Raw genomic sequence first — 26,563 nt, forward strand, 5'->3', positions numbered from 1 at the left:
CATGAAGATCGAGTTTCCACACATCGCACCGGTCTATAACGGCGACGACATGACGATCGAGTTCACAGCGGATTGCGATCAGAAGCGGATTGTCTGTGCCATCTCCGCGGAAGCGCTGGAAGACCATTTTGGTGCGAAATCGTGCAACGCGGATGATCTGATGGCAGCTTTCAGAGCGAATCGGGCACCGATCGAGAAGATGACCGGACGGTATCTGGCGCTTTGCCAGGGGGCGCCGGTTTTACTGCGCAGCGGCCATTTCCGTTGGGGAATGGAGTATCCGCCGTGTCGGGACGACTAGTTCTTGAATCCCGCGCCATGACGGAGTAAAAGTCGATCCATCGATCGTCAACCACGAGTCGCGCCCATGGACCAACCCGCCAAGCTCAATGCCGATTCGCTGGGCATCGTCGAGTCGGTCGTCATGGGCATCGCCGGCACGGCACCCGCCTATAGCGTCGAGATCACGACGTCCACCATTATCGGAACGGCCGGCACGTTGTCGCCGGCGAGCATCCTCGTTTGCGGGCTCATCATGTTTGGCATCGCTTACGCGTTCATTAACATGAATCGTGCGCTGGCGAGTGCCGGTACCTCTTATTCGTGGGTGAGCATGGTATTCGGGCGCTCGCTGGGCTTCTTTGCCGGCTGGGCACTTTTGGTGCTGTGCTGTGTATTCATGGTGTCGGCCATGATTCCGGCGGCGAATGCCACGTTGCTCATCTTTAATCGCCCCATGATGAATAACGTGCACTACGTGACACTGATCGCGGCAGCGTGGCTCACGGTTGTCAGTGCAGTGGTTGTCAAAGGGATCAAACTCACCAGCTACGCCCAGGTGCTGATGACGATCATTGAAGGCGTTATCCTGCTCGTGATCGTCGTTGCGAGTTTCTTCGTCTTCCCGCATGCGCCGCAACACCCGTTCTCGTGGGCCTGGTTCTGGCCCTTTGCGTTCACGCCGAAGCTGTTCGCCAATGGGGCGTTGGTGGCGATCTTCTTCTTTTACGGCTGGGATGTGACGCTGAACCTCAGCGAGGAAACGCGGGACGCCAACCGCATCCCCGGTCAGGCTGCATTCTGGTCGATGGTATTCCTGATGGCGTTTTTCCTTGTCTTCATTGTCATTACGCTGCTTGGGCTGTCGGATGCCGAGATCCAACACTACAACACGAACATCATCTTCGCCATTGCAGAGAAGCTGTTCGGGCCGACCTGGGGGTACGTGGCGATCATTGCGGTGTTGCTGAGCACGGTGGGGACGGTCGAGACGCAGATGTTGCAGTTCACGAGAACGCTTTTTGCCAAGAGCCGCGACGGCGCCCTCCACGAACGCTATGCACGCCTGCATCCACAATGGCGAACGCCGCACATCGCCATCCTTTTCATCTGGATCGCCGGACTCGCGCTGCTGTTGATGTCGTCCTATCTGCCGACCATCAACGTCATCCTGCAGGATTCGATTACCGCCATCGGCTTCCAGATCTGCTTCTACCTCGGACTGACCGGCCTCGCCTGCGGCTGGTATTACCGAAAGGTACTGACGCAGGGGCCGTGGCTTGCCGTGACGCATGTCATATGGCCGGCGGCAAGCGGCATTTTCCTTTTCTTCATTGCGCTATACAGCGTCCCGACCTTCGATCGGGTCACCAATATCGTCGGTATGGGCGGCATTGTCATCGGTGTCATTCCGCTGCTGCTGAATCGCAAACGGATCGGGGCCGTGCGAGCGGGATAGCGCGGTGTATACAAGCGGCAGTTCGCGTTTGGGAAGAGGCAGGCAGATGATCGTCTCGACGGCCAAGCGCCATGAATCTCGCGATACTTCCCCCGTGTGAACCCGTTGCCGATTATCATCGGGCGACGCATGGTTGACATTTCCACGGTGGCGACCAAAAATCCAAACGAAAGCCGATGCACGTCAACGGCTTGGAGCAACCGTCGGGAAGCCCTGCCACGCGGCACAGTCTCATTCAATCATGGTCGCGCCATCGATTCACTCAGTGTATTCATTGCGCAGCGATTCAGACGCGCACGTGTCCGGTTTCAGGGCATGAAAGGGAAAACGCATGCTTGCGCAACCGAACAAAAGCGCCAACGATCTGCTGTCCGTCCTGCCGGATGCCGAGTGGGGACGAATCGCACCGGAGTTGACCTTGATCGAGATGCCGCTTGGCAAAGTCATCTATGAGTCCGGCGACCGACTCGATCACGTATATTTCCCCACTACCGCCATCGTCTCGCTGCTGTACGTAATGGAGGATGGGTCCTCTGCCGAGATTGCCATCGTAGGCAAGGAAGGGGTCATCGGCATTGCGCTGTTCATGGGCGGCGAAACCACGCCGAGTCGAGCGATCGTGCAAAGCGCCGGGTACGCCTATCGGTTGAGCGCCCGGTTGCTCAAAGAAGAGTTCAACCGCGCTGGTCCGACGCAGCGATTGCTTTTGCGCTATACACAAGCGTTGATCACGCAAATGGCGCAAACCGCAGTGTGTAATCGTCACCACTCGATAGACCAGCAGTTATGCCGATGGCTGCTGCTGAGCCTTGATCGTTTGCCGTCCAACGAGTTGCGGATGACTCAGGAACTCATTGCCAACATGTTGGGCGTTCGCAGATCGGGCGTCACGGAAGCCGCGTTGAAGCTTCAAACCGCCGGGCTCATACGTTACAGCCACGGACATATCGAAGTGCTGGACAGGGCTGGCCTGGAAAGTCGCGTTTGTGAATGCTATGGGGTGGTGAAGCGGGAGTTCGATCGATTGCTTCCCGATATCCAGGCCATTTGACGTCTGCATGCCAACCGGGGCAACGGTAATACGGGCCTCGCACAAATGTGTCGAAAGACATTTCATTTGTGCGGGGCCCGCTGGAATGGCAACCATCCGCAGCGGCGGATTTAACGTCGCGAATCGCCTCGCCCAACGTCTCTTCCCTCCTCCGCCCCCCCTTGCTGTCCTCCCCGGTCCTCCCGACCGCGCTGGTCCGGTGCCGATTGGCCGCGCTGCCCTTGTGGCGGGGCGCCGCGCGGTGCCTGCAAGCCCATCTGAGATTGTCGCGGCGGCTCGGGTTGCTGCATCCGTTGATGCCCCTGTTGGTCCTGTTGGTCCCATTGCATATGCTCTGATGGTTGCCCGTTCGCTCTCGGCTCACGCGGTGCCTGAGGTGCGGTGCGGCCGTTGTGGGGTCCACCGGGACCGGGACTCTGGCCCGTGTGCGACGGGTCACCATTGTGTTGTGCGCGCAGCGCATTCTGTTGCGCAACCGAGTGCGGATATCGGGCGCCCGAGTACTGTTGCTGATACATCGGCAACGGCGCCGGGCGCGGCGCATCACGGCGATTCCATTGATCCCACCCACGGCGCTGTGTCTCCCATTGCGGCCCCCAACGCTGTCCCCAGCGGGGCGGCGCATCGCTTGCCCAGCCATTGAAATAGTCGGGAGGACGCCGGTAGTAGCGTACCGGAATGCGCAGGATAAACACGGGCACGGCCGTGGGCAACACCACCTGCCATGGCCCGTTGTACCAGGCACTGGTGTACCAGTTATCGCCTTGATACACCCAGTACTGGCCCTCGTAGAAGAAGTAGTTGGAATCCAGTTGTGGCGCGTAATAGACCGGATAGTCGGGCACTTGTACCAGCGTCGGATAGGCGGGCAAATCGATGCCGATACTGACACCGGGCGACGTGATGCTCACGCCGACCTGAACCTGTGCCTGAGCCGATATCACCGGGCAAAGCAGCACGGTCGCTGCAATCAGTAGATGTCGCATGTTTGCCTCCTTGCTCATGACCACTCAGGTGAGTGGCGTTTGCCCTTCACTTATCGATCTCGCCCCGGACCCGGGCCGCCATCGCGATCGTAACGGTCATGGCCGGAACCCCCGTGATCGTAACGGTCATGACCATACCCTCCATGATCGTAACCGGGGTCAGGCCCCCACCAGCAGCCGCCTAGCGAAGCGACCATAAGCATCAACATCAACTTTCGAACAACTTTCATGATTTCCTTCCTCCATATCCGACGTTGGCGGCGGGGCCGTTGATGCACGCGCATTGCGCGCATTCGCGACTTGATGGAACTCGTCCTCGATGCGCGAGAATTTCTGTTCCAACGCTCTGATTCGCTCTCTGACCTGACCGGGTGTCATATGCCTCTCCGTAAACTCAAGTGGGCGTGCATGCCCCTTGCTCGGCCCAACGTCATCAATACTCTGCTCGCCGGCGAGACGGTGCGTCCGTCCGGTATCGCACAGGCCGGCGAAGAAATTGCGCGCATTGCGGCGACGACAGGACCGTTCTGCTTCCGCGACATGGCGGGCCGTCCAGGCCTGAACGTGCCGGCGGGATTGGTACGCTGACGTACCGCATTGGCGTTGGTGCTCCATGTAATGTGAGATCGGTGGCGAAAAGCACGTCGAGTCGACATGCGATGGCGAATCGGGCGCAGAGCACAGCACCGAGTGCGTAATCGGCCCCTTGGGAGATCGATAGCCATCTCCGAAAACTCATTCGGCGAGGTGTTATGAAGGCGACTCTGAAATTACAGGCACTCGGTCAGAGTCTCTGGCTCGACAGCATCACACGAGGCTTGCTTGGTGACGGGACATTGGCCCGCTATCGGGACGAATACGACATCACGGGTTTGACGTCGAATCCAGGTAGTTATCTCAAGGCGATCCGCGATACGCCGGAATACGATATCGATATTGCCAAGTCCGCCGATCCGCCTCTCACAGACGAAGCACTATTCTTCTCGCTGGCGATCGAGGATCTGACCCAGGCTGCCGAACTGTTCCTGCCGGTGCATCAGCGCACCCAGGGCGTCGATGGGTGGGTCTCGCTCGAAGTGTCGCCGTGGCTTACAGAGGATGCTGTCGGGACAGTGGCGGCGGCCAAGAGCCTTCATGCAAGCGCGCACTGTCCCAATCTCTTCATCAAGATTCCCGGAACGGCAACCGGCGTGATCGCGGTCGAGGAAGCGATCTTTGCCGGTGTGCCGGTCAACGTCACGCTCCTCTTCTCTCGCGAGCAATACGTCGAGGCTGCAAACGCGTACTGGCGAGGCCTGGCGCGCCGGCGTGACGCCGGGCTTGACTTGCGCGTTGCCTCTGTAGCGTCGCTCGTCGTCAGCCGTTGGGACACTGCCGTCACTGGCGAGGTGCCATTCGGGTTGCGTAATCGTCTTGGGGTTGCCGTCGCCAAACAAACGTACGGTGCCTACCGTGATCGCATGTCGCATCCGATGTGGCGGGAATTGGCCGACGCCGGTGCGAGCCCCCAACGTCTGTTGTGGGCCAGTACGGGCGCAAAGAGCCGGGAAATCTCGCCCTGCTATTACGTGGAAGCCCTTGCCGCACCAGACACCATAAACACCGTGCCTGAGGCGACGTTGCTGGCGTTTGCCACGGGGGGTGAGTTGATCAGTGTCATGCGCGAGGACGGGGGTAACGCCGACCCGGTGCTTGCCGATTTTGCGCATGCCGGCATCGACGTTACCGCACTCGCCGCACGCCTGCAGCGTGAGGGTGTCGAGGCGTTTCGTCAGACCTGGGCCGAACTCATGCAGGTTATCGCCGGAAAACGCATGCCCGACCGGCACCTGACTCCGGCAGAAGGAAGCGCGCCCTGAATGCGGGCGCGGCGGGTGAGCCCCCTGTGACGGGGGCGGGTCATCCGCTATATTTGCTTCTTCAGATCGCGGCGCGCGTCACCCACGACTGACTGGACTTTGCCGACGGTCTTCTCAATCTTGCCGTCGACCTCCATCCGCTTGTTACCGACCACCTTACCGGTGACCTCTTTGATTTTGCCGGCGGCTTCCTTGACCCGGCCTTTCACTTGATCTTTGTTCATGGTGTTTGACGTTCTCAGTGGATGAAAAATTGAGTCCCTTGACCGGGGCTCGCGTGTCGCGCACCTTCGTGGCGACCTGCCCTGCGCGCCGATTGACGGCGTCGAGCATGCCTTGGGTCGCGCGTCTCATAGCCGCCCCATCAAGAGCAGAACAATCAGAACGGCGAGCACCAGTCCCACCGCGCCGCTCGGCGCATATCCCCAACCCGAGTTATACGACCAGGCTGGAAACGCTCCTACCAGCAGAAGCGCCAAGACAATCATCACCACAATTCCTAGAGACATGATTTGCTCCCCGCATCGGTAAGGGGGAGACTTCTCCCCCCTCATTCGGACGTTAGCCGGCAGACGAGGGCATGTCGGTTCGGTGCCGTACGTGGACGGTGAACAAGCGTCATTCGGTGTCAAAAGCACAGGACTTGCACCGCAACCGCATGTCGACGCAACAGATCTTTGTTCGGTAGTGGACAGAACTACCCGGCAAACGCCCCTAGTGTCGAGGGGCGATGTGCGGCGTTCCGCATCACCCTCACTCACAACCCCTATGGAGCAGACCATGCAACTCGGCATGATTGGATTGGGACGCATGGGGGCCGATCTGGTGCGTCGCCTGATGCACCACGGTCACTCGTGTGTCGTCCACGATATTCAGCCATCGGCGATCGCTGCACTGCAGCAGGAAGGCGCAGCGGGGGCCGCCTCGCTCGATCAGATGATGTCGTTTCTGAACCCCCCCAGAATCCTGTGGCTCATGGTGCCCGCAGCCGCAGTCGAAGCGGCACTCGCCGGCCTCTGGCCTCGGCTGGCACCCGGCGATATCGTCATCGATGGCGGCAACTCCTACTATCGGGATGATATGCGACGCAGTGTCGAACTGGGCGCCAGAGGCGTTCATTTCATCGACGTCGGCACCAGCGGTGGGATCGCCGGTCTGGCGCACGGCTACTGTCTGATGATCGGCGGCGAAGAGGATGTCGTGGTGTACCTCACACCGCTCTTTACCGCGCTGGCTTCCACGACAGACGGTGCAGCAAAGCCAAAACCCGACGGTATCGGCCGTACCATGGATCTCGACGCCCCCACGGCAGAGTCCGGGTATCTCTATTGCGGACTTTCCGGGGCTGGCCATTTCGTGAAGATGATCCACAACGGCATCGAGTACGGCATGATGGCCGCCTATTCGGAAGGCATGAATATTCTCAAATGCGCGAATATTGGCGCACAGCAACACGCGGCCGACGCCGAAGTCACTCCGTTACCTCATCCCGAGTATTACCAGTACACGTTCAATCTGGCCGATATCGCCGAAGTCTGGCGACATGGGAGCGTGATCGATTCGTGGCTCCTTGGCAAAGTGGCGGAGGTATTGCGCACCGATCCTGAGCTGGCACAGTTCGCCGGTCACGTTTCAGACTCCGGAGAAGGTCGCTGGTCAATCGAGGCAGCGATCGACGAAGCCGTACCTGCGCCAGTGCTGAGCGCGGCACTCTATGCGCGTTTCAACTCCCGAGGACAATCCGTCTTCGCGGATCAGCTTTTGTCGGCCATGCGCCATGCGTTTGGCGGCCACCTGGACCTTGCAGCGCCGGCGACGACTCGCGAGGCGTGAGCGTTGCGGCGTCATACCGCGTTCGTGAGTCAACCGGCGCAGCGGCGAACCGTCGCTCACATCGATGGAGTTATCAGAGATGCAGTCAGATGATCTTGATCGGTTGTGCATCAACACCCTGCGCACTTTGTCGATAGACGCGGTACAAAAGGCGCAATCCGGGCATCCAGGCACGCCGATGGACGCCGCCCCGACGGTTTATTGTTTGTGGCAACGGTTCCTGCGATACGACCCGGAACATCCGCACTGGGCCGGCCGGGATCGCTTTGTCTTGTCGAACGGGCATGCCTGTGCGCTGCTGTACAGCTTGCTGCACGTTTGCGGTGTGAAGAGCGACGATGCAGCCGACGAACTGGCCGTGACGATCGACGACCTCAAGTCGTTCCGCCAACCGGGAAGCCGCTGCACCGGACACCCCGAGTATGGGTGGACGACGGGGGTTGAGACCACGACCGGTCCGCTTGGGCAAGGTATTGCCACGAGCGTGGGCATGGCGATCGCGAGGCAATGGCTGAGCGCGACCTACGACCGTCCGGGGTTTCCGCTATTCCGCTACAACATCTACGTGCTTTGCAGCGACGGCGACATGATGGAGGGGCTCGGTGCGGAAGCCGCTTCGCTGGCCGGTCATCTGAAGCTGGCCAATCTGTGCTGGATATACGACGACAACCACATCACCATCGAGGGGTCCACCCGCCTCGCGTTCACCGAAGACGTAGGCGCGCGCTTTGCCTCGTATGGCTGGCATGTCGAGCGCGTGAGCGATGCCAACGACCTGACGCAGTTGTCGCGGGCGTACCAGGGCTTTCTCGATACTGACGACGCCCCAACCCTCATCATCGTGCAAAGCCATATCGGCTATGGCGCGCCCCATCGGCAAGACACGCGTGAGGCGCATGGGGAGCCGCTTGGCGCGGCTGAGGTACGTCTGGCCAAGGAATACTTCGGCAGTGATCCCGACAAGCAGTTCGACGTGCCCGATGGCGTCACGTCACATTGGCACGATGGCCTCGGCCGCCGGGGCCGCGACGCCCACACCCGTTGGCTCGAACGCTTTGCGGACTACCGAGCCCAATATCCCGACTTGGCCGATGCGCTGGAGCGGATGCAGGCGCGGGAGCTTCCCCCTGAGTGGGACGCCCCCCTGCCCGCTTTTGGCCCGACGACGGCCGGCCTTTCGACCCGCACGGCATCGGGGCAAGTGCTCAACGCCATTGCCGAGCGTGTTCCCTGGTTACTAGGGGGCGCTGCCGATCTGTCGCCATCGACGCTCACTCGCCTTACGTTCGATCTCGTGGGCGACTTTCAGAGTACCGACGCGCAGGCCGGCGGCAGCTATCGGGGTCGAAACTTTCATTTTGGTGTTCGCGAACATGCCATGTGTGCGATCGCCAATGGCATGAGTCTGTCGTCGCTACGGCCGTTTGTCGCCAGCTTCCTCGTCTTCAGCGATTATTGCCGGGCGGCACTCCGGCTGGGCGCAATGATGGAATTGCCACTCGTCACGGTCTGGACGCATGACTCCATCAGCCTGGGGGAAGACGGGCCGACGCACCAGCCAATCGAACAACTTGCCTCGCTGAGGGCCATGCCCGGCATGACCGTACTGCGTCCGGCCGACGCCGGGGAAGTGGTCGAGGCGTGGCGCGTCATCATGGAACGCAAGCGCGGGCCGATCTGCCTCGTACTCACACGCCAGGCCGTGCCAGTTCTTGATCGAGACCGTTACGCAAGTGCTGCCGGGGTTGCCCGCGGCGCCTATATCCTGATTGATGCCTGCGAGGAACTGGACGTCGAAGATGGCGTCCCGGACGTGCTGCTGCTGGCCACGGGCAGCGAAGTTGCGTTATGCGCTGCGGCGTACGACGAACTGAAGCGCGAAGGCATTTTCGCTCGGGTGATCAGCATGCCGTCATGGGAAATATTCGAGAGCCAGTCGCTGGCTTATCGCGACCACATTCTGCCACCCTCGGTCATCGCGCGAGTTTCCGTAGAGGAGGCATCCACCTTTGGATGGGAGCGCTATGCCGGGCATGAAGGCGCCATTCTCGGGTTGCACACTTTTGGCAAATCTGCCCCCCGTGAGGCGCTGGCGCGTCATTTTGGTTTCGACGTGGCGCATATCGTCACTGCCGCCAAGGCGCAACTCATGCGTCACGGTGCGAAACCGCATAGGGAATCGTTATGAACGAATCCAGAACGCTCGCCGCAGGGATCGCTCCGATTAGCCCCTACGCCGGACAGCAGCTCTCGCCGGACAAGCTGGTGAATGTCTCGCGGCTGGTGACGGCCTACTACTGCAACACCCCCGACCCGGACATCCCAGCGCAGCGCGTATCGTTTGGAACCTCCGGCCATCGCGGCTCGTCGTTCCTGACGACATTCAACGAAGCGCATATCCTGGCCATCAGTCAGGCCATCTGCCGCTACCGCAAATGGCAGGGCATTGATGGACCGATGTTCGTTGGCATCGACACGCACGCCTTGTCCGAGCCGGCCTTCGCGACCGTCATGAAAGTGTTCGCAGGCAACGGCCTCGACGTGATGATTTCGGCGGGCGGCGAATACACGCCAACCCCCGCCGTGTCGCATGCCATCGTCACCTACAACCGCAGACGTACGGCGGGGCTCGCCGACGGTGTGGTCATCACACCGTCGCACAATCCTCCCGATAACGGCGGCATCAAGTACAACCCGCCGCACGGCGGGCCGGCGGAGTCTGCGGTGACCACCTGGATCGAGACGCAAGCCAATGAGCTAATGCGCAGCGGATTGCGGACGATGCCAAGGATCAGCGTCGAGCAGGCCATGCGAGCCTCCACGACGCACCCCTATGACTTCCTGAACACCTACGTCGAAGACCTGCCCAACGTTATCGACATGGACGTGTTGCGGGCGTCCGGCATTCAGATGGGCGTCGATCCACTGGGAGGCGCCGGTGTTCACTATTGGCCGGCCATTGCCGATCGGTATCGGCTCAATCTGACGGTAACCCGCACGACCGTGGACCCGACGTTCGGTTTCATGACCGCCGATTGGGACGGCCGAATCCGAATGGACCCGTCGTCGTCCTACGCCATGCGGGGTTTGATTGCGCAGAAAGACGCGTTCGACGTCGCCTTCGCCTGCGACACCGATCATGATCGGCACGGCATCGTGACGCCAGGCGCGGGCTTGCTTGCCCCCAATCACTACTTCGCCGTGGCGGTCGAGTACTTGTTTGAGCACCGTCCCGATTGGCCCCTCGATGCTGGCATTGGCAAGACCGTTGTCGGCAGCCAGTTGATCGATCGTCTGGCGTCGAAGCTCGGTCGCCGTCTGTATGAGGTTCCCGTCGGGTTCAAATGGTTTGCTGCCGGACTGCTCGATGGTTCACTGGCGGTCGCCGGAGAGGAAAGCGCGGGCACGGGCTTCTTGCGGCGCGACGGCACCGTCTGGACAACCGACAAGGACGGTCTGATCCCTGCGCTACTGGCGGGTGAGATGTTGGCGCGCACCGGACGGGACCCCGGCGCGCTGTACCAGACACTGACCTACGCATTGGGTTCCCCCGTGGAAGCCCGGCGCGAAGCGAGTGCGACACCTGCACAGAAGGCTGCGCTCGCGGCCCTGTCGACGGACAATGTGCGATCGAAGCGGCTCGCCGGAGAGCCGATCAATGCGATTCTGACCCACGCGCCCGGCAACGACGCGCCAATCGGCGGCTTGAAAGTGGTGACCGATCATGGCTGGTTCGCTGCCCGCCCGTCTGGCACTGAAGCGACCTATAAGATCTATGGCGAGAGCTTTCAGGGCGAGCGCCACCTGCTGCAACTGTTGCGCGAGGCGCAAGCCATCGTCGATGAGACGCTGGGCGACGCAACCTCGCCGCCATCATAGCGGGCCACCCCCAAAAGCCCGCCTGAAGCAGGCACCTCACGATCGGTCGGCCTCGACCCGCCGGGGCACTCCCACGCTATCGAAACTCGAGTGGAAAAAATAGCGTGACGCCCGGCGATACCGGGGGCGCGTATACCACGGGCGGCGGGCCGTAAGCGTACCCGCCGTACCCGCCATACGTCCCATACCCGCCGTCACCATACCCGTTGTAATGACGCGGCCTGTCGTAACGGTGGTCGTAAGGTGCCCGTTGTCGGTCGTGCCTGTCTCCCTGTCGCATATCGTGATGCGCCCCCTGATCGCGATAGCCTGGCTGGGCCTGAGGCACCGACGGTGCAAACACGCCCAGCATCACCAAAGCAAGACCGATCTTCCGGATGGGGCTCGTGCTTTGTATTCGTGTGAGTAAGGATTTCATCATTGGCTCCTGCGTTCTCAGCCCTTGCGGCCCATGTGATGACCTTCGTTGCGGAATATCAGGTCGGCATTGCGCTTTTGCACGTCGGACATGCTGTTGTAAAGCGCCTCGAAGGCGGGCGTCAGTGTCTTGATACCGTCGGCATGGGCCTCGGCAATTTGACCGTATGACCGCAAATCGTCAACGGCGCTCATATGGCTTGCGCCATCGGCGCGTGCTTTAAGCAACGACTGTGTCCTGGTCGCGTTGTCTCGCATGATCTGCGCGACGGGTTGCCACAGCGACTCTTGCGCCGAAGTGATTTGCAGCCGCGTATGCAGATCGCTAATGCGGGCTTCGACGGGCGGGCGCGACGCCATATTCCTGTCATGGGTACCCATGTGGCTGCCCGTGGCAGGGGCGGCGCCCGAGGGCGTGCAGATGACGGCGAGGCCGGCAACGATCAGGACTTCAAGAACGCGCCCGACGTGAAGTTGCGTGGGAAAGCGGGAGATTTTCATGGCGTTTCTCAAGAATGGGTCAGCGACAATTTGCGCGGTCAGCCCGTGATGAGCAGCAATCGCAGGCGATGACCACATCCCTTATCTCTCCGCACCGAGGTCGCGTCTGTTCGCTGGCGGACCCTCCTCCACGTTTTCCCCGAATCAACGACTGTTCGCTATCGGACAGACGTTGCGGACTTCCTCCCTTAGCCTTTGCATCATGCCGGCGATATTGGTTCGAGCGGCAGTCTCGGCCCTTGAGTGGTGGGCGCGTTCGTCAGCCCCCGAGCGGCTGGTAAAGCACCGTCGTCAAGACGATAGGGAGATACGGATGTTCACATGCAGAACCTGCGGCGAGTTGAGCGACTTTCCGGAAATGACGCCGGAAGTCAACGACCTCGGTTTTTACTTTGATTGCCCCGGCTGCGGTGCGAGAAACAAGCTTGTCAATGTGGCTACACCGGGCGATACAGCAGCGCTGGTGCAGCTTTCCGACGAGTAAATCGCCACGCCGAAAGGTGTGGTGCTCTGAGTGGAGAAGGCATATGAACTACGAAGATCGTGATACGTACGGAATGTACAAGACGCGAGAAACGGTGCGTCCCGGCCCGGGTACCGCGCTCGGGCCCGGCCCCACCCTGATGGGTGCAGATACGCTCGTCGGTAACAGCGTGTGCAACGAGCACGGCGAAGCGCTGGGCGATATCAAGGAAATCATGCTGGACGTTCGGGCCGGCAGGATCAGTTACGCCGTACTGTCGTTTGGCGGCTTTCTGGGCATGGGGAAAAAGCTGTTCGCGGTGCCGTGGCAGGCATTGAAGCTCGATACGGAGAACAAGTGTTTTGTTCTGGATGTCGACAAACACCGCCTGGAAGCTGCGCCGGGATTCGACCCGGACCATTGGCCCGACATGGCAGATCAGGCGTGGGTCGATGAGATTGACGACTACTACCGTCCTGCTGCACCGCTGTAACCGTATAGCTCGAGATTGACCGTTGGCCCGCGAAAGTTTGCACAACGTCGATAACAGCATGAAGAGATCAGTGAGCCTCACTGAGAAAGCGAGGTGATTGTCATGAGTTATGCAGTGCTTCTGTTTGTCACGATGGGCTTCATTCTGCTCTGCTCATAACGGCAAATGACGCTTGCAAATGCGTATCGTGCCACATGTTCCTTCAATGATCGAACCCATGGACTCGCTCACATTTTCTTACGAATCAGGAGGCCCGCTGTGTGGTCATTCACATGGGTCAACCGGGGCGCGGCCCGTCTTTTCGGCCCTAAAGGAAGGCATCGCGCCCCCATCGCGCAACGACCGGACGCCACTCTGGCCGTACCGTCGAGCGGCGTGAACGCCGCCGATAGGGACGCATCCACGGTCGAGTCGGCACCGCGCATGCCGGTGGACGCGCGCGGCCTGGCATTGGGTATTCTGGCGACGCTCGCCGTCCTATTCGCCCTGGAGTGGGCGCAACGATTTGTCGTCCCGGTGCTGCTCGGCGTCCTTCTTGCTTACACCCTCAACCCACTGGTCGTCGGGTTGGGGAAACTAAGAGTCGGACGTTCCGCTGGCGCCATCATCGTCATGCTCGCTGTCGTCGGCGTGTTCGTGTCCGGCAGCTATCCCTTGCGCGATCAGATCGATAGAGTGATTGGGCAATTGCCTGCCGCCACACAGACATTCTCGACCGTCCTGGATAACCTGCACAGCGGCACATTCGGCAGCCTTCAGAAAATGAAGGCGGCCGCAGGCGCGATCGAGAAAGCGGCCAACCAGGCCACGGACCTGTCCTCGCCGCCGAGGCAACCGGTCACGCATGTGGTGCTGGATCAGCCCGCTTTCAAGCTGAGCGCCTTTCTGTGGATGGGCTCGATGGGCGCTCTGGGACTGATAGCCCAAGCCCTGACGGTGATCCTGCTGGCATTTTTTCTGTTGGTCAGCGGAGGCACATTCAAGCAAAAGCTCGTGCGGTTGGCGGGGCCGTCGCTATCGTCGAAGAAAATCACCGTGCGCATTCTCGACGACATCAACGACTCCATACAGAAATACATGCTGATGTTGCTCGTGACCAATATGCTGGTCGGCGGGCTCACCTGGGTCGCGTTTCGCGTGATTGGACTGGATAACGCGGGGGCATGGGCTCTGGCGGCGGGATTGTTACATGTGGTGCCCTACCTCGGGCCGGGGGTGAGCGCTGCGGCGACCGGTATGGCCGCGTATATGCAATTTCATTCGTTCTCGATGGCCCTGCTGGTCTCGGGGACGTCTCTCGCGATTGCCGCTCTCGTCGGAACCTTTGTCTCCACGTGGATTACCGGGAAGATCGCCAAAATGAATCCGGCCGCCATCTTCGTCTCGCTGCTGTTCTGGGGCTGGCTCTGGGGAATCGCCGGCATGCTGCTGAGTATCCCGATCATCGTCATCGTAAAGGTCGTATCCCAGCATGTGGAGCATTTCCAGCCTGTGGCGGAACTCCTGGGCGACTAGATCGCCGACGAGCCCCGCCACATGCGGTAAATCGATGACTACGCGGCCGTCTTCAGGCCTGGCATCGAATTGACCGGGTCGGCGCCGGCCACGGCAAACGATATCGCTACCGGATTCATGCTGTCGACCATCGACGATGGCATCAGAATGGTGGCGCCTCGTTCCTTGGTTGTCTCGTAGATGATATTCATGGCGCGCAGTTGCAATGCCTGCGGGTGCCCTTCGTAAATTGCCGCAGCCTCCACAAATTTCGCCGCAACGATAGCCTCCGCAGATCCGAGAATCATGCGTGCCTGCTTTTCCCGCTCGGCCTGAGCCTGCCTCGACATGGCGTCCTGGAGCGCGACCGGAATGGCGACATCGCGCACCTCCACCGACATCACCGCAATACCCCATGCAGCGGTCTTGGCGCCGATTTCCGCGCGCAGTTGTTCGTCCGACGCCTTCCGATCAGAAAGCAGGGTCGATAACATCGACGCGCCGATCATCTCGCGCAAGGATGTCTGAGACACACGGTCGATCGCTTGCCGGTAATCCGTGATCGCCAAGGCGGCCTTCTCGGCATCGTTGACGTGCCAGAAGATGATCGCGTCGACGTTGACTGGCACCGTGTCTTTTGTCAGCGCCTGCTCGGCGTTGAATGCCGTGGTTTGAATACGTTCGTCGATCACGGCCGTGACGCTATCGATGACCGGCAGAATCATGAACAGTCCCGGGCCCTTCACGCTTTGCAGTTTGCCGGCGCGCAGGATCACGAACTTCTGCCATGCGTTCGCCATCTTCAGCGTCGAGCCCAGCAGTATGGCAGCGACGAGAAAGCACGGCGCCAGGTAAGGACTGACGTAGACGCCAGCCACCGCGCCCGCGAGAAGAAGCACCAGTACCAGAAATGAAGTGATGGAATTCATGGCGAGGGCTCCTGTACATTCAGACACGTGCATTGTCTGCACGCAAGATAAAACGGCCCCGCCAGCACGATGGCCAGAAGGGGCATCAGCAACACATTAATTGACATGACCAACGCTCTCCTTGTGGCGGCGACGCCGTCACCTTGGCACTCAATCTAACGTCGGCGAAGGCGGATTTCGGTCCGCTGGCGTACCGAGATGACCTGAATGCGGGAGCTTGGAGCCACGGCCCTAGATATCGTCTCGCTTGTGCGCCGGAGGATCGTCCCAGTAGCCCGCGCGACCGTAATGGTGATGGATGCTGATCTCCTGGCGCCGATCGAGTCGGGCCTTGGCATCGTAGGGCGGCCCGCCTTTCACCGCTTCGCGCGTCAGCGCCAGCGACACGGTCGCGTCCAGCCAGTTCATATGTTCGATCACCTTTACGGGGATGGCCACCAGATGGCCCATCCACCAGTTGCTGGTGTTGACGATGATGTAGCGCAGCGCCCATGTGTGCACGTCCACGAGCAAGCCTTCGACGTGCCCAATGTCCCCATTGCTGGCATGGATGTGATAGTTGGTCACCGCGTCCGCACTGCGCAGATGCGGATCGTGTCGCGGCCGGTTCACCATTTCGTCATTGGAATGCGTCGCTTCTCGTGCCGCGCGAAAGGCATCCTGCTCGGACCGGCTGCCGCTTGCGAGGCCGCCCGGGAATGCCCCTTCTCCCCATGCGTCCATGCCGCCCCAGTAGTCCGGATACCCGTAATACGCCAGATAGTCGGCTTCATGCCGACGGGAAACCGGCTTGTGCGTGTCGATGTCCGGGCTGTGCCTCACCTGATCTTTGGTGATCGTGACCGGAATGATGTCGTCGAGCCAGTCGCTCTGACCAATCGAAATGGGCGAGATCAATACCTGCCGGTTCGCAAGCCACGTCCCGGTTTCCACGACGAGGTACCTGACAACCCACGCCTTGTCGTCGAAGTACAGATCTTTCACCAGACCGACGTCACCGTCAGTCGCGCGGATGGTGCAGCCCTCCAGTTCGTCCAGGGTTCGTAACATGGCAAACCTCCCGTGAATCGACTGTCAATGACGGCGCCCAGCCGCCGCACGTACGCAAACGCCGCGCGACGGGAGACGATCAGATGCCGAAGTCGCCCACAGCCTACGTCAAAGTCTCTGAAGAGTCCGTTCGGTATCGAACCGACCCGTTCGGCAAAATCCGCGACGATCATCGAAGGCAATATGCCGCGCATGTGCTAAGAGGATTCGATCATGAGAAAGGAACGGATACTGCTTCATGTCTACGGAGAACGTGAGGACGCAGTCTGGACATTGACATGTCTGGATCTGTCGTTTTCCTCAAGCGCCACGGATCTGATGAAAGCCAAAGAATATGTCAGAGCCAACGCCCACGAGTACCTGCAGGGAAAATTGGTCGGTGAAAATGACCAGTTCCCGGCTGTGCCGGTGAGCAGGCACGACGTTTCCCAGCGCAAGATGAAATACTGGCTCGCCCGAGTCTGGCAACACTTCGACCCACGCACGCGAGACCACATTTACGACGAGGTCGTCGGTCTGGACGACAAACACCCCGTGTTCTCCTGATCGCCGTTCAACGCCGGAGACATCGGCATGTGGAAACCGCCAGGAATGGATTACTTTGTCGGCCCCCCCCGGGGGACGAGCGACTTCGGGCCTGCGCAAGCCCCGATTCGGGCTGAATTGTTCAGCCGCGACCGGCTGGAGCAGCATGCGCTCAGTCTGGCGCGTGCCCAGCAAATCGCCATTCATCCGCCCCGCACCCGAACGCTGACCTCACGCGCTGCCGACAACGAGCGCATATTGCGCAAATGCTATGACGCAACGGCGCACGCCACGTTGCGGCGTCGCTCGATCACCCCGGCAGCGGAGTGGCTGCTGGACAACTTCCGCACCGTCTCCGACCAGTTCAGAGAAGTCCGGCACGGCCTGAACACGAAGTCTTTCCGATCATTGCCCCGGCTGCTCGATGGCCCATTGCGTGGCCTGCCACGCATCTATGGTGTGCTCTGGGCCTTCGTGGCTCACACCGACAGCCGTTTCGACCCTGCACTGCTCATGTGTTTTCTGCTCGCCTATCAGAAGGTCGAGCCGCTGACCATGGCAGAACTCTGGGCCATGCCGCTCACACTGCGCGCCGTGATGATCGAGAATCTCCGGCGCCTCTGCGCACAAGTGACACGGGCTCAGGTGTACCGTCAGGCCGCCGATCGATATGCGGATGAACTGCTCGCGCACAAGACGTCTGCATCCCCCGCTGCCGGTGATGCACCGAAGGCAAACGCAGGCGTCGTCGAGCCGTTCGAGCCGGCCTTCACGGTCCAGTTGATCCAGCGCCTGCGCTATCAGGACAGGTCTCTGCAATGGCTGAGCGATCAACTGGCGCAGCAAGGGCAATCGGCTGACGATGTCGTACAGGCCGAACACGCCATTCAGGCAGCAGCCAACATGAGCGTGCGCAATGTCATCACCAGTTTGCGCGACATGCGGGCATTCGATTGGCAGCCGCTATTCGAGGAAGTCAGCCTGGTCGACGCGCATCTGCGCCAGAACGCCGGTTACGCGGAAATGGACTTTGCGACTCGCGACGGCTACCGGCACGAGATTGAGAAACTGGCGGCGAGATCCCGGTTGTCCGAGCTTGAGGTCACGCAGGCACTGAACCTCAGGGTGGCCGCTGCGGCGGCGGGCACGGGCGATGCGGCTGACGCCGAAGACATGCCGCGCCGCACGGACGCAGGCTACTATCTTCTGTCGGCCGGCCGGCGCGCCTTCGAGCGCGAGATCGCCTATCGTGTGCCGATCACCCATCGCTGGCGGTTGCATGATGCCCACCATTGCGCAGCAGCCTACATCGTGGGCGTTTGTCTGCTGAGTGTTCTGATCCTGGTCGTTCCAGTCTGGCTCAGCGCCACGGCAGGGGTGAGCGTCGCCGGTCTGATGCTATTGGCCGTATGTGGTCTGTTCCCGGCATCGGAACTTGCCGTTCTGCTTATCGACCGAGCGTTGACCCGATTGATTCCCCCGCGTCATTTGCCACGCCTTGAGCTGGCCGACGGTATCACGCCCGACCTCAGAACCTTCGTTGTCGTACCGATGATGCTGACGAACGAGGCGGACATCGCCGCGCAGGTCGCTCAGTTGGAAGTGCACTATCTCGCGAACCCCAAGGGCGATGTCCGGTTTGCCCTGCTCTCCGATTGGCGGGATGCGGATGAAGAACACATCGAGAGCGATATGCCGCTGTTGGCAGCCGCCCACGCCCGCATAGCGGCGCTGAATTCCCGCTACGCCGATAGCACCGCCGACAGCACCGCCGACAGCACCGCCAATACGCCCCGCTTCTTCCTGTTCCACCGCAGGCGGCTTTGGAATGAAACACAGCGCAAATGGCTGGCATGGGAGCGCAAACGAGGCAAACTCCATGAGTTCAACCGGCTGCTGCGAGGCGCCACGGACACCTCGTTCATGGACATTGATGCACGCGGGCCGTGGACACCTCCAGGCGTGCGATACGTCATCACGCTCGACAGCGACACGCGTCTGCCTATCGACGCCGTGCGGCAGCTCGTCGGCACCGCGGCGCACCCACTGAACCGTCCGTACATCGATCCGGGCGCCCGGCGTGTGGTTGCCGGTTACGGCATCCTTCAACCGCGCATTACACCGACACTGCCAGCGATGAGCGAAGGAACCATTTATTCGCGTCTGTTTTCGGGCCGCTACGGCATCGATCCCTATGCCGGCGCCGTGTCCGACGTGTATCAGGATTTTCTTGGCGAGGGCAGCTACGTCGGCAAAGGCCTGTACGACGTCGACGCTTTCGAAGCCTCACTTGCGGGGCGAATTCCGGAGAACACGATTCTCAGTCACGACCTCTTCGAAGGAAATTTCGCCCGTTGCGGATTGGTCACCGATATCGAATTGTTCGAGGACTTTCCGTCGAATGCGCAGGTAGCCGCCACCCGGCTGCACCGATGGATCCGGGGCGACTGGCAGCTTTTGCCGTGGATCGTCGGCAAGCGCGGCGGAGCGATTCCAGCCGCGGCTCGATGGAAGATGCTCGACAATTTGCGCCGCTCCCTTACCGCGCCAGCGGCGCTGGCCACGCTGGTGTGCGCGTGGGCAGTCGCGCAGGCGCCTGTCGGGATATGGTCGGTACTGGTATTGCTTGCGATTTCCGCCCCGGCGATATTCATGATTGCGGCGGGCCTGATCCCATCACAGACCGGTATTTCGATGCCGAGCCACTGGCGCGCGGTTGGCCGCGACATTTGCAGTGGCGTCGAGCGTACCTTTATCGTGGCATCGATGTTGGCCAACCACGCGTGGCTGGCCGCCGACGCCATCGCACGCACGCTGTTTCGGCTGACCGTCTCTCGACGCCGGCTGCTCGAGTGGGTGACGGCCGCGCAGGTCAAACTGCACACCGGACGCTCGGTAGGCAACTTTCTATGGTCGCTTCGCGGTGCCATCACGCTCACGGCACTGTGCGCGGCCATCGTTGCATGGCTCAGGCCAGCCAGCCTCCCGTGGGCAGCGCCCTTTCTGGTCCTGTGGGGTCTTTCTCCGTTCGTCGCCCAATGGATCAGCCGCCGCCCGGACCCTGCGCGCCCGTCCCTCGTCGCCGCGGAGGATAACCGCGCTTTGCGAATGGCCGGCCGGCGTATCTGGCGCTTTTTCACCACCTTTGTCGACGACGACAATCATCAGCTTCCACCCGACAACTTCCAGGAAGACCCTAGCCCCGTGGTGGCGCACCGAAGCTCGCCCACCAACTTTGGCCTCTACCTGCTGTCGGTACTGTCTGCGCGCGATTTCGGCTGGATTGGCGTGACGGAGACGCTCGAACGCCTGGAGCAAACCCTTGGCACGATGTCGACGCTTGCGCGCTACCAGGGGCATTTCTTCAACTGGTACGACACCCACGACCTCAGCGCACTGGCCCCGCAATATGTGTCGAGCGTCGACAGCGGCAATTTGGCCGGCCATCTGCTCGTGGTCGCGAGCGCGTGCGAAGACATTGCCATTGAACCGGTATTTTCCCGCGCGCAACTCGATGGAATTCTCGACACGGTCGCCCTCCTGCGCGACGCCATCGCCCACGAGAGTGACGACCGGCGAACGCTTACGGTGAACCGCACCCTCCTGTACGAAGAACTCGACGCGCTGGAACTCATGCTCCTCCAGCCCGCGCCGTCCAGACCGATCGACGTCATCGCCGATGCATCCGAGGGCTGGCGCCGGCGCTGGAACGCGATAGACCAGCTCGTGACTACGCTACTCGATCTCGCACAGACATTCGTCAACGAACGCGGTGACGCTGCGCATAGCGAAGTTCTCTACTGGGTCGGCGCGATCCGTCGAGACGTCAAGAGCCACCTGCGAGATCTCGCGCCGGACGTGTCGCCTGACGGCGAATCGCCCTATTACTTCACATTGTCGCCTTTACCCGGCCCGGACATCGCGAAACGGTTCGAAGCCGTTGCGATATTGGCGCGCCGGCTGTTCGACGAGATGGACTTCCTCTTCCTGTTCGCGACCGACCGGCGGCTGTTTTCGATTGGCTATCGAGTGGGGGACGCCGAACTGGACAACTCGTACTACGATCTACTCGCGTCCGAGGCGCGATTGACAAGCTTCATCGCCATCGCAAAGGGCGATGTGCCGGCAACGCACTGGTTCCGGCTCGGGCGCATCATGACGCCTTACGGCAAGGCCGCAGTGCTGATGTCATGGTCAGGCTCGATGTTCGAGTACCTAATGCCGTCGCTGGTGATGGACTATCCCCATAGAAGCCTGCTGGATTCAACGTGCGAGCTTGCTGTGGCGAGTCAGATCGCCTACGGTAAGGAGCGCAATGTGCCGTGGGGCGTCTCCGAGTCGGCCTGCAACATACGTGACCGCGCGCTGACTTATCAATACTCCGATTTCGGGGTGCCCGAGTTGGCATTGAAGCGCGGGCTGGCGCGGTCTCTGGTGATCGCGCCCTACGCCACGGTGCTCGCCGCCATGTATGACTTGCCGCACGCCGTGACCAACCTGAAGCGGCTCGATGGTGTTGGCGCTCGCGGTGCCTTCGGGTATTACGACGCCGTCGACTACACGCCTTCGCGCCTGCCGAAAAACTGTAATGCCGTCCCGGTTCGCACCTACATGGCCCATCATCAGGGCATGTCGCTGGTCGCGCTGACGAACGTGCTGTTCGGCGACGTTATGCGGCAACGCTTCCATCGCCAGGCTGTCGTACGAGCCGCCGACTTGCTCTTGCATGAGGCGAACCCGCGCGAAATCAGCGCGGTCGATCTTGCCCCCGACATCGCGGACACGCCAATGGGTGTCGAGGCGACTGTGCCGGTCATGCGTCGATTCTATTCTGCCGGTCAGACGCCTCCCGCCACGCACTTATTATCGAACGGCGGGTATTCGGTGATGGTCACTGCCGCGGGGTCCGGATACAGCCTATGTGGCAACGCGGCCGTGACTCGCTGGCGCGAAGATATCACTTGCGACCCCTGGGGCAGCTATCTGTTTCTGCGGGACACCGCCGATGACGCCGTCTGGTCGGCGACCTTCCTGCCCGTGGGCACCGAACCCGACAGCTATGACGTGGCGTTCTCCGAAGATCGTGCAAGCATCGTCCGGCAAGAGGGCTCGCTTGTCACGACACTGGAAATCATGGTGTCGCCCGAAGACAACGCCGAGGTCCGTCGCCTGTCTATCACCAACGCCGGCGCGCTGACGCGTGAAATTGAAGTCACCTCCTACGCCGAAGTCGTGCTGGCGCCGATGGAGAGCGACGCGGCGCATCCTGCTTTCTCCAATCTGTTCGTCCAGACCGAGTACCTGCCGGAAGTGCAGGGTCTGCTCGCCATGCGCCGTCCTCGCGGGGGCACGGATACGCCCTTGTGGGCGGCGCATGTGCTAGCGCGCTCGCCGCATGGCGGCAAACTGGGCTATGAGACGGATCGGGCACGTTTCATCACACGGGGGCGAACGATCCGCAACCCGTTGGCAGTCATGGACGGCCGTCCGCTGTCGAATACGGTAGGTCCGGTACTGGACCCGATCTTCAGCCTGCGCACGCGCATTACCATTGCCCCCGGTGCGACCGAGCATCTGGTGTTTTCTACGATGGTGGCGCCAAGCCGTGAGTCATTGCTCGATCTCACTGACAAGTATCACGACCCGGCAAGCTTCCAACGCATTTCGACATTGGCGTGGACACAGGGCCAGGTCAATCTGCACTATCTGGGTATCACGGCCGACGACGCCCATCTCTTCCAGTTCATCGCCAACCGGGTGCTCTATGTGGACGCCGCGATGCGTGCGGCCGCCGAGGTGCTCAAACGCAACACGCTCAGTGCGCCGTCGCTATGGCGATTCGGCATTTCCGGAGATCTGCCCATCGTCCTGATCCGGGTGGACGATCAGGACGACCGCGACATTGTCAGACAGTTGCTGCGCGCCCACGAATACTGGCAAGGTAAAGGGGTTCCGGTCGACCTCGTGATTCTCAATGAACGCAAGGTGTCGTATATCCAGGATCTGCAAATCTCACTTCAGACGATGGTCAGCGGCACACAGGTCACGTCCGGGCCTAACGACAGACGCGGCGGCATTTCCGTCATTCGCGCCGACGACCTCGAGGCAGCGGAAATGACATTGTTGCTCACTGCCGCCCGTGTCGTGCTTGCGGGGGCGAGACAAGGCAGCCTCGAAGAACAAGTCGTGCGCATGGGACGCAGCATTATCCACAAGCCATTGAATATCGCCCGACCGCGCGGAACGCGTGGCGATGACCTCGCCGACACGTCATTGTCCGCTCCTGCGCTTGAGTATTTCAACGGGCTGGGCGGGTTTGCCGAGCAGGGGCGCGAGTACGTGACGGTACTCGGACCGGGCCAACGCACACCTGCGCCGTGGCTCAACGTCATCGCCAATCCGGAATTTGGTTTTCAGGTATCGGAGTCAGGGGGCGGCTATACCTGGTCGTCCAATAGCCAAGCGAATCAACTGACGCCTTGGTCGAACGACCCGGTCGTCGATCCGTGCAGTGAAGCGTTCTTTCTGCGCGATGACGAAACGGGCCATCTGTGGAGCCCGACCGCATCGCCCATCCGTTTGGAGAACACTCGCTATATTGCCTCTCACGGTTTTGGATACAGTCGTTTCGAACATGCCGTGTATGGCATCAAGACCGAACTCGTGCAATTCGTGAGTTGGCACGACCCTGTCAAGCTCTCCGTACTGACCATCGAAAACCGTACAAAGCGCCCGCGCAGACTTAGTGCTGCGGCATACGTCGAATGGGTGCTAGGCGCCAAACGTGCCCGCAATGCGCCGTTTGTCGTCTCCGAGATCGATGCCGTCACGGGTGCGATGTTTGCCACCAACGCATGGAACGCCGAATTCAGCGAGCGCATCGCCTTTTTGGACTGGCTTGGCGAACAGACCAGTTGGACCGGCGACCGCACGGAATTCATTGGACGCAACGGAGATCTCGCCCATCCTGCCGGGCTGCTATCCGATGCGGCCCTTAGCAAGGCGACGGGCGCGGGCCTGGACCCTTGCGGCGTGCTACTCACGCAGATCACATTGGCTCCCGGCGAACGCGTCGAACTTACCCTTCTTCTTGGACAGGCGAACGACCGCGATGCTGCGAGGACATACATTCAACGTTACCGTGCGACACCGTCCTCCACGGTCTTGGCCACGGTCAAATCGGAATGGCACACCATTCTCATGCAGCTTCACGTCGAGACACCGGATCGGGCGACCGATCTGATGCTCAACGGCTGGCTGCTCTATCAGGTGCTGTCTTGCCGCATGTGGGCGCGCGCCGCGTTCTATCAGGCTAGCGGCGGGTTCGGATTTCGCGATCAATTGCAGGATTGCATGGCGCTGTGCCATGCGCGCCCCGATCTTGCGCGGGCGCATCTGCTCAAGGCAGCCGCGAGGCAGTTTGTCGAGGGGGATGTGCAGCATTGGTGGCACCCGCCTTCAGGTCGCGGTGTCCGTACCCATATCTCCGACGACAGGCTCTGGCTACCGTACTCGGTCATCCATTACATCAGAGTGACGGGTGACACGAAGATCCTCGACGAACCGGTACCCTATCTGGAGGGACGTGCCGTCTCAGACACCGAAGAAAATGCGTACTACGTGCCGACGGTCACAGCGCAGACCGGAACCCTGTTCGAACATTGCCAGCGTGCCATCGATTGCAGTCTCGCGACGGGCACCCACGGCTTGCCGCTGATAGGCGGGGGTGACTGGAACGACGGCCTGAATCGCGTCGGGATGGAAGGTAAAGGCGAAAGCATCTGGCTAGGCTGGTTCCTGTATGCCACAGCGTTGCCCCTCGCCGATCTGGCGCAAGCGCGTGCAGAGGTCGACGCCGCAGCGCGATGGCGGGCACACGCTGCCCGATTGCACGCTGCGCTGAATAATGGCGCCTGGGATGGGGCATGGTACGTGCGAGCCTACTTCGATGACGGAACGCCGCTCGGGAGTTCGGGCGATGCGGAGTGTCGTATCGATTCGATCGCGCAGAGCTGGAGTGTGATTTCGGGGGCGGGAGATGCCGACCGGCAGCGCCGAGCGATGGAATCCGTCGAGCACTATCTGGTGCGCCCAGGCGACGACCTCATCCTGCTGTTGACGCCGCCGTTCGACAAAATGGAACGAGATCCCGGGTACATCAAGGGATACCTGCCTGGCATTCGGGAAAACGGCGGGCAATACACCCACGCCGCGACCTGGTGCATGATCGCGTATGCGCAAATGGGCGACGGCAACCGCGCCGGCGACATACTCAAGATGCTCAATCCCATTCACCATGCAGACACGCGCGCCGGCGTGCATGCCTACAAGGTGGAGCCTTACGTCATGGCCGGGGATATTTACGCCTCCCCCACGCACGTCCGCCGCGGCGGTTGGACCTGGTACACCGGCGCTGCGGGGTGGATGTATCGCGGCGCCGTGGAGTCCATTCTGGGGCTGGACAAGCGCGGGAACGCGCTGCGCATCGCGCCTTGTATTCCGCAGGAGTGGCGCGGGTTTCGCTTGAGTTACCAATATGGCAAGTCCCGTTATCTCATCTCGGTGGTCAATCCGCATGGCCAGAGCCAAGGCCCCGCATCCGTTACCGTCGACGGGCATCTTTTGGAAGGTAACGATCACGACATCCCTTTGGTCGACGACGGGCGCATCCACCGGGTGCAGATCAGTCTTCTACCGCCAGCGTGAGCCCCCTCGCCAGCGCTGAGTCGGACGATAATTCCGGTCGGATTATTTTAAAAATCAATTCCATAAATTAAAACGAAATTTAAATATAAAAACAAAAACAAACTGCTTGTTGGTTTCTCAATACAAGCGTATAAAATATTTAATGGCCATCAAGTCTGACGTTTTTCGATAGCGCGTCGATCTCCCGATCCATGCGAGACACTTCCGATCTCTGACCTTCTTGGTTGTCCATTTATCAACGCCTCCATACCTCGTAATTCGCGATGGTAAAGCGTTGGACATTCAAGAGGTGATTTATGAGTACTGGCATCGTCAAGTGGTTCAATGACAACAGAGGTTTCGGCTTCATCACACCGGATGATGGAGGCGCAGATCTCTTCGCTCATTTTTCCGAAATCAACGCGGATAATCGCGAAGAATTTCGAACGCTGCAGGAAAACCAGCGCGTCTCCTTTAATGTTGTGCAAAGTCCGAAAGGACCACAGGCATCCAACATCAAGCCGGCCTGACGCGCGGCCCGGTCAGGTCGCCCGAACCCAAGCACGCCTGTTCACAGCCCCTGACCGGACGATGACAGATTTTCAAATGGGGATCACCATGCTCTCCCTATCCAAGCAAGCCATCCTTGCTGCACTTCAG

At 60.7% G+C, this 26,563-nt stretch carries 21 protein-coding genes; 14 read left to right on the plus strand and 7 right to left on the minus strand.

Annotated elements, in window-relative coordinates:
• Nucleotide 1 precedes the first annotated feature (1 nt).
• From PCO31110_RS22785 to PCO31110_RS22795, 3 genes are all read left to right on the plus strand, one after another.
• Complete coding sequence (locus tag PCO31110_RS22785) at nt 2-301, plus strand: DUF1488 family protein (RefSeq protein ID WP_010804193.1); 300 nt, start codon at nt 2-4, stop codon at nt 299-301.
• A 66-nt stretch (nt 302-367) separates the two neighbouring features.
• Complete coding sequence (locus tag PCO31110_RS22790; protein ID WP_150691452.1) at nt 368-1,738, plus strand: APC family permease; 1,371 nt, start codon at nt 368-370, stop codon at nt 1,736-1,738.
• A 331-nt stretch (nt 1,739-2,069) separates the two neighbouring features.
• Nucleotides 2,070-2,789, plus strand: coding sequence for a Crp/Fnr family transcriptional regulator (locus tag PCO31110_RS22795; RefSeq protein WP_150691453.1), 720 nt, complete (start codon nt 2,070-2,072; stop codon nt 2,787-2,789).
• Nucleotides 2,790-2,899: 110 nt separating this feature from the next.
• Here PCO31110_RS22795 and PCO31110_RS22800 read toward each other — a convergent pair whose 3' ends face one another.
• Together PCO31110_RS22800 and PCO31110_RS22805 are read right to left on the minus strand one after the other, a co-directional pair.
• Complete coding sequence (locus PCO31110_RS22800) at nt 2,900-3,775, minus strand: polyadenylate binding domain-containing protein (RefSeq protein ID WP_150691454.1); 876 nt, start codon at nt 3,773-3,775, stop codon at nt 2,900-2,902.
• 159 nt (nt 3,776-3,934) lie between these two features.
• Nucleotides 3,935-4,153 (minus strand): hypothetical protein, encoded by a 219-nt coding sequence (locus PCO31110_RS22805; protein WP_150691455.1) that lies wholly within the window; start codon nt 4,151-4,153, stop codon nt 3,935-3,937.
• Nucleotides 4,154-4,183: 30 nt separating this feature from the next.
• Between PCO31110_RS22805 and PCO31110_RS22810 the strand changes: the two genes are divergently transcribed.
• Entirely contained in the window at nt 4,184-4,363 is a 180-nt protein-coding gene (locus PCO31110_RS22810; RefSeq protein ID WP_150691456.1) for a hypothetical protein, read from the plus strand.
• Between the two features lie 164 nt (nt 4,364-4,527).
• Nucleotides 4,528-5,634, plus strand: coding sequence for a transaldolase (tal, locus tag PCO31110_RS22815; protein WP_150691457.1), 1,107 nt, complete (start codon nt 4,528-4,530; stop codon nt 5,632-5,634).
• A gap of 47 nt (nt 5,635-5,681) precedes the next feature.
• Here the strand turns inward: tal and PCO31110_RS22820 are convergent, their stop codons facing one another.
• Together PCO31110_RS22820 and PCO31110_RS22825 are read right to left on the minus strand one after the other, a co-directional pair.
• Nucleotides 5,682-5,858 carry a CsbD family protein gene (locus PCO31110_RS22820; RefSeq protein ID WP_150691458.1) on the minus strand — a complete coding sequence of 59 codons (177 nt, stop codon included), beginning with the start codon at nt 5,856-5,858 and terminating at the stop codon, nt 5,682-5,684.
• A 126-nt stretch (nt 5,859-5,984) separates the two neighbouring features.
• The gene (locus tag PCO31110_RS22825) at nt 5,985-6,143 is read right to left on the minus strand and encodes a DUF3309 family protein (RefSeq protein ID WP_150691459.1); all 159 of its coding nucleotides are present in this window, start codon (nt 6,141-6,143) and stop codon (nt 5,985-5,987) included.
• A gap of 271 nt (nt 6,144-6,414) precedes the next feature.
• Here PCO31110_RS22825 and gnd point away from each other — a divergent pair, with 271 nt between their 5' ends.
• From gnd to pgm, 3 genes are all read left to right on the plus strand, one after another.
• Entirely contained in the window at nt 6,415-7,467 is a 1,053-nt protein-coding gene (gene gnd, locus PCO31110_RS22830; RefSeq protein ID WP_150691460.1) for a phosphogluconate dehydrogenase (NAD(+)-dependent, decarboxylating), read from the plus strand.
• A 79-nt stretch (nt 7,468-7,546) separates the two neighbouring features.
• Nucleotides 7,547-9,655, plus strand: coding sequence for a transketolase (tkt, locus tag PCO31110_RS22835; protein WP_150691461.1), 2,109 nt, complete (start codon nt 7,547-7,549; stop codon nt 9,653-9,655).
• Nucleotides 9,652-11,346: a phosphoglucomutase (alpha-D-glucose-1,6-bisphosphate-dependent) gene (pgm, locus tag PCO31110_RS22840; RefSeq protein WP_150691462.1), complete on the plus strand. Its 1,695-nt coding sequence runs from the start codon at nt 9,652-9,654 to the stop codon at nt 11,344-11,346. The genes tkt and pgm overlap by 4 nt, the downstream gene beginning before the upstream one ends.
• Before the next feature lie 435 nt (nt 11,347-11,781).
• On the opposite strand, the gene PCO31110_RS22845 is transcribed toward pgm, so the two are convergent.
• Nucleotides 11,782-12,264, minus strand: a complete 483-nt coding sequence (locus PCO31110_RS22845) for a Spy/CpxP family protein refolding chaperone (protein WP_246189944.1) — start codon at nt 12,262-12,264, stop codon at nt 11,782-11,784.
• A gap of 358 nt (nt 12,265-12,622) precedes the next feature.
• Here PCO31110_RS22845 and PCO31110_RS26195 point away from each other — a divergent pair, with 358 nt between their 5' ends.
• From PCO31110_RS26195 to PCO31110_RS22855, 3 genes are all read left to right on the plus strand, one after another.
• Nucleotides 12,623-12,748 (plus strand): hypothetical protein, encoded by a 126-nt coding sequence (locus PCO31110_RS26195; RefSeq protein ID WP_281350647.1) that lies wholly within the window; start codon nt 12,623-12,625, stop codon nt 12,746-12,748.
• Between the two features lie 43 nt (nt 12,749-12,791).
• Nucleotides 12,792-13,220, plus strand: coding sequence for a PRC-barrel domain-containing protein (locus PCO31110_RS22850; RefSeq protein WP_150691463.1), 429 nt, complete (start codon nt 12,792-12,794; stop codon nt 13,218-13,220).
• A 258-nt stretch (nt 13,221-13,478) separates the two neighbouring features.
• A complete protein-coding gene (locus tag PCO31110_RS22855; protein WP_246189945.1) occupies nt 13,479-14,735 on the plus strand; it encodes an AI-2E family transporter in 1,257 nt (418 codons plus the stop codon).
• Between the two features lie 38 nt (nt 14,736-14,773).
• Here PCO31110_RS22855 and PCO31110_RS22860 read toward each other — a convergent pair whose 3' ends face one another.
• Together PCO31110_RS22860 and PCO31110_RS22865 are read right to left on the minus strand one after the other, a co-directional pair.
• Nucleotides 14,774-15,643 carry a slipin family protein gene (locus PCO31110_RS22860; protein ID WP_150691464.1) on the minus strand — a complete coding sequence of 290 codons (870 nt, stop codon included), beginning with the start codon at nt 15,641-15,643 and terminating at the stop codon, nt 14,774-14,776.
• Between the two features lie 231 nt (nt 15,644-15,874).
• Nucleotides 15,875-16,693 carry a PRC-barrel domain-containing protein gene (locus PCO31110_RS22865; RefSeq protein WP_150691465.1) on the minus strand — a complete coding sequence of 273 codons (819 nt, stop codon included), beginning with the start codon at nt 16,691-16,693 and terminating at the stop codon, nt 15,875-15,877.
• A 213-nt stretch (nt 16,694-16,906) separates the two neighbouring features.
• Here PCO31110_RS22865 and PCO31110_RS22870 point away from each other — a divergent pair, with 213 nt between their 5' ends.
• The 3 genes from PCO31110_RS22870 to PCO31110_RS22880 all read left to right on the plus strand — a co-directional run bounded on the left by PCO31110_RS22870 (nt 16,907) and on the right by PCO31110_RS22880 (nt 26,433).
• Complete coding sequence (locus PCO31110_RS22870) at nt 16,907-17,239, plus strand: hypothetical protein (RefSeq protein WP_150691466.1); 333 nt, start codon at nt 16,907-16,909, stop codon at nt 17,237-17,239.
• A 27-nt stretch (nt 17,240-17,266) separates the two neighbouring features.
• On the plus strand, nt 17,267-25,924 hold the full coding sequence (locus PCO31110_RS22875) for a GH36-type glycosyl hydrolase domain-containing protein (protein WP_246189946.1): 8,658 nt from the start codon (nt 17,267-17,269) through the stop codon (nt 25,922-25,924).
• A 296-nt stretch (nt 25,925-26,220) separates the two neighbouring features.
• On the plus strand, nt 26,221-26,433 hold the full coding sequence (locus PCO31110_RS22880; RefSeq protein WP_150691467.1) for a cold-shock protein: 213 nt from the start codon (nt 26,221-26,223) through the stop codon (nt 26,431-26,433).
• The last annotated feature ends 130 nt before the right edge of the window (nt 26,434-26,563 follow it).

This window comes from Pandoraea communis (assembly GCF_902459745.1).
Classification (GTDB): Bacteria; Pseudomonadota; Gammaproteobacteria; order Burkholderiales; family Burkholderiaceae; genus Pandoraea; species Pandoraea communis.

Coding starts and splice junctions, on each gene's coding strand:
- PCO31110_RS22785 (WP_010804193.1), top strand. CDS start 2: ATGAAGATCGAGTTTCCACACATCGCACCGGTCTATAACGGCGACGAC.
- PCO31110_RS22790 (WP_150691452.1), top strand. CDS start 368: ATGGACCAACCCGCCAAGCTCAATGCCGATTCGCTGGGCATCGTCGAG.
- PCO31110_RS22795 (WP_150691453.1), top strand. CDS start 2,070: ATGCTTGCGCAACCGAACAAAAGCGCCAACGATCTGCTGTCCGTCCTG.
- PCO31110_RS22800 (WP_150691454.1), bottom strand. CDS start 3,775: ATGCGACATCTACTGATTGCAGCGACCGTGCTGCTTTGCCCGGTGATA.
- PCO31110_RS22805 (WP_150691455.1), bottom strand. CDS start 4,153: ATGACACCCGGTCAGGTCAGAGAGCGAATCAGAGCGTTGGAACAGAAA.
- PCO31110_RS22810 (WP_150691456.1), top strand. CDS start 4,184: ATGCCCCTTGCTCGGCCCAACGTCATCAATACTCTGCTCGCCGGCGAG.
- tal (WP_150691457.1), top strand. CDS start 4,528: ATGAAGGCGACTCTGAAATTACAGGCACTCGGTCAGAGTCTCTGGCTC.
- PCO31110_RS22820 (WP_150691458.1), bottom strand. CDS start 5,858: ATGAACAAAGATCAAGTGAAAGGCCGGGTCAAGGAAGCCGCCGGCAAA.
- PCO31110_RS22825 (WP_150691459.1), bottom strand. CDS start 6,143: ATGTCTCTAGGAATTGTGGTGATGATTGTCTTGGCGCTTCTGCTGGTA.
- gnd (WP_150691460.1), top strand. CDS start 6,415: ATGCAACTCGGCATGATTGGATTGGGACGCATGGGGGCCGATCTGGTG.
- tkt (WP_150691461.1), top strand. CDS start 7,547: ATGCAGTCAGATGATCTTGATCGGTTGTGCATCAACACCCTGCGCACT.
- pgm (WP_150691462.1), top strand. CDS start 9,652: ATGAACGAATCCAGAACGCTCGCCGCAGGGATCGCTCCGATTAGCCCC.
- PCO31110_RS22845 (WP_246189944.1), bottom strand. CDS start 12,264: ATGAAAATCTCCCGCTTTCCCACGCAACTTCACGTCGGGCGCGTTCTT.
- PCO31110_RS26195 (WP_281350647.1), top strand. CDS start 12,623: ATGACGCCGGAAGTCAACGACCTCGGTTTTTACTTTGATTGCCCCGGC.
- PCO31110_RS22850 (WP_150691463.1), top strand. CDS start 12,792: ATGAACTACGAAGATCGTGATACGTACGGAATGTACAAGACGCGAGAA.
- PCO31110_RS22860 (WP_150691464.1), bottom strand. CDS start 15,643: ATGAATTCCATCACTTCATTTCTGGTACTGGTGCTTCTTCTCGCGGGC.
- PCO31110_RS22865 (WP_150691465.1), bottom strand. CDS start 16,693: ATGTTACGAACCCTGGACGAACTGGAGGGCTGCACCATCCGCGCGACT.
- PCO31110_RS22870 (WP_150691466.1), top strand. CDS start 16,907: ATGAGAAAGGAACGGATACTGCTTCATGTCTACGGAGAACGTGAGGAC.
- PCO31110_RS22875 (WP_246189946.1), top strand. CDS start 17,267: ATGTGGAAACCGCCAGGAATGGATTACTTTGTCGGCCCCCCCCGGGGG.
- PCO31110_RS22880 (WP_150691467.1), top strand. CDS start 26,221: ATGAGTACTGGCATCGTCAAGTGGTTCAATGACAACAGAGGTTTCGGC.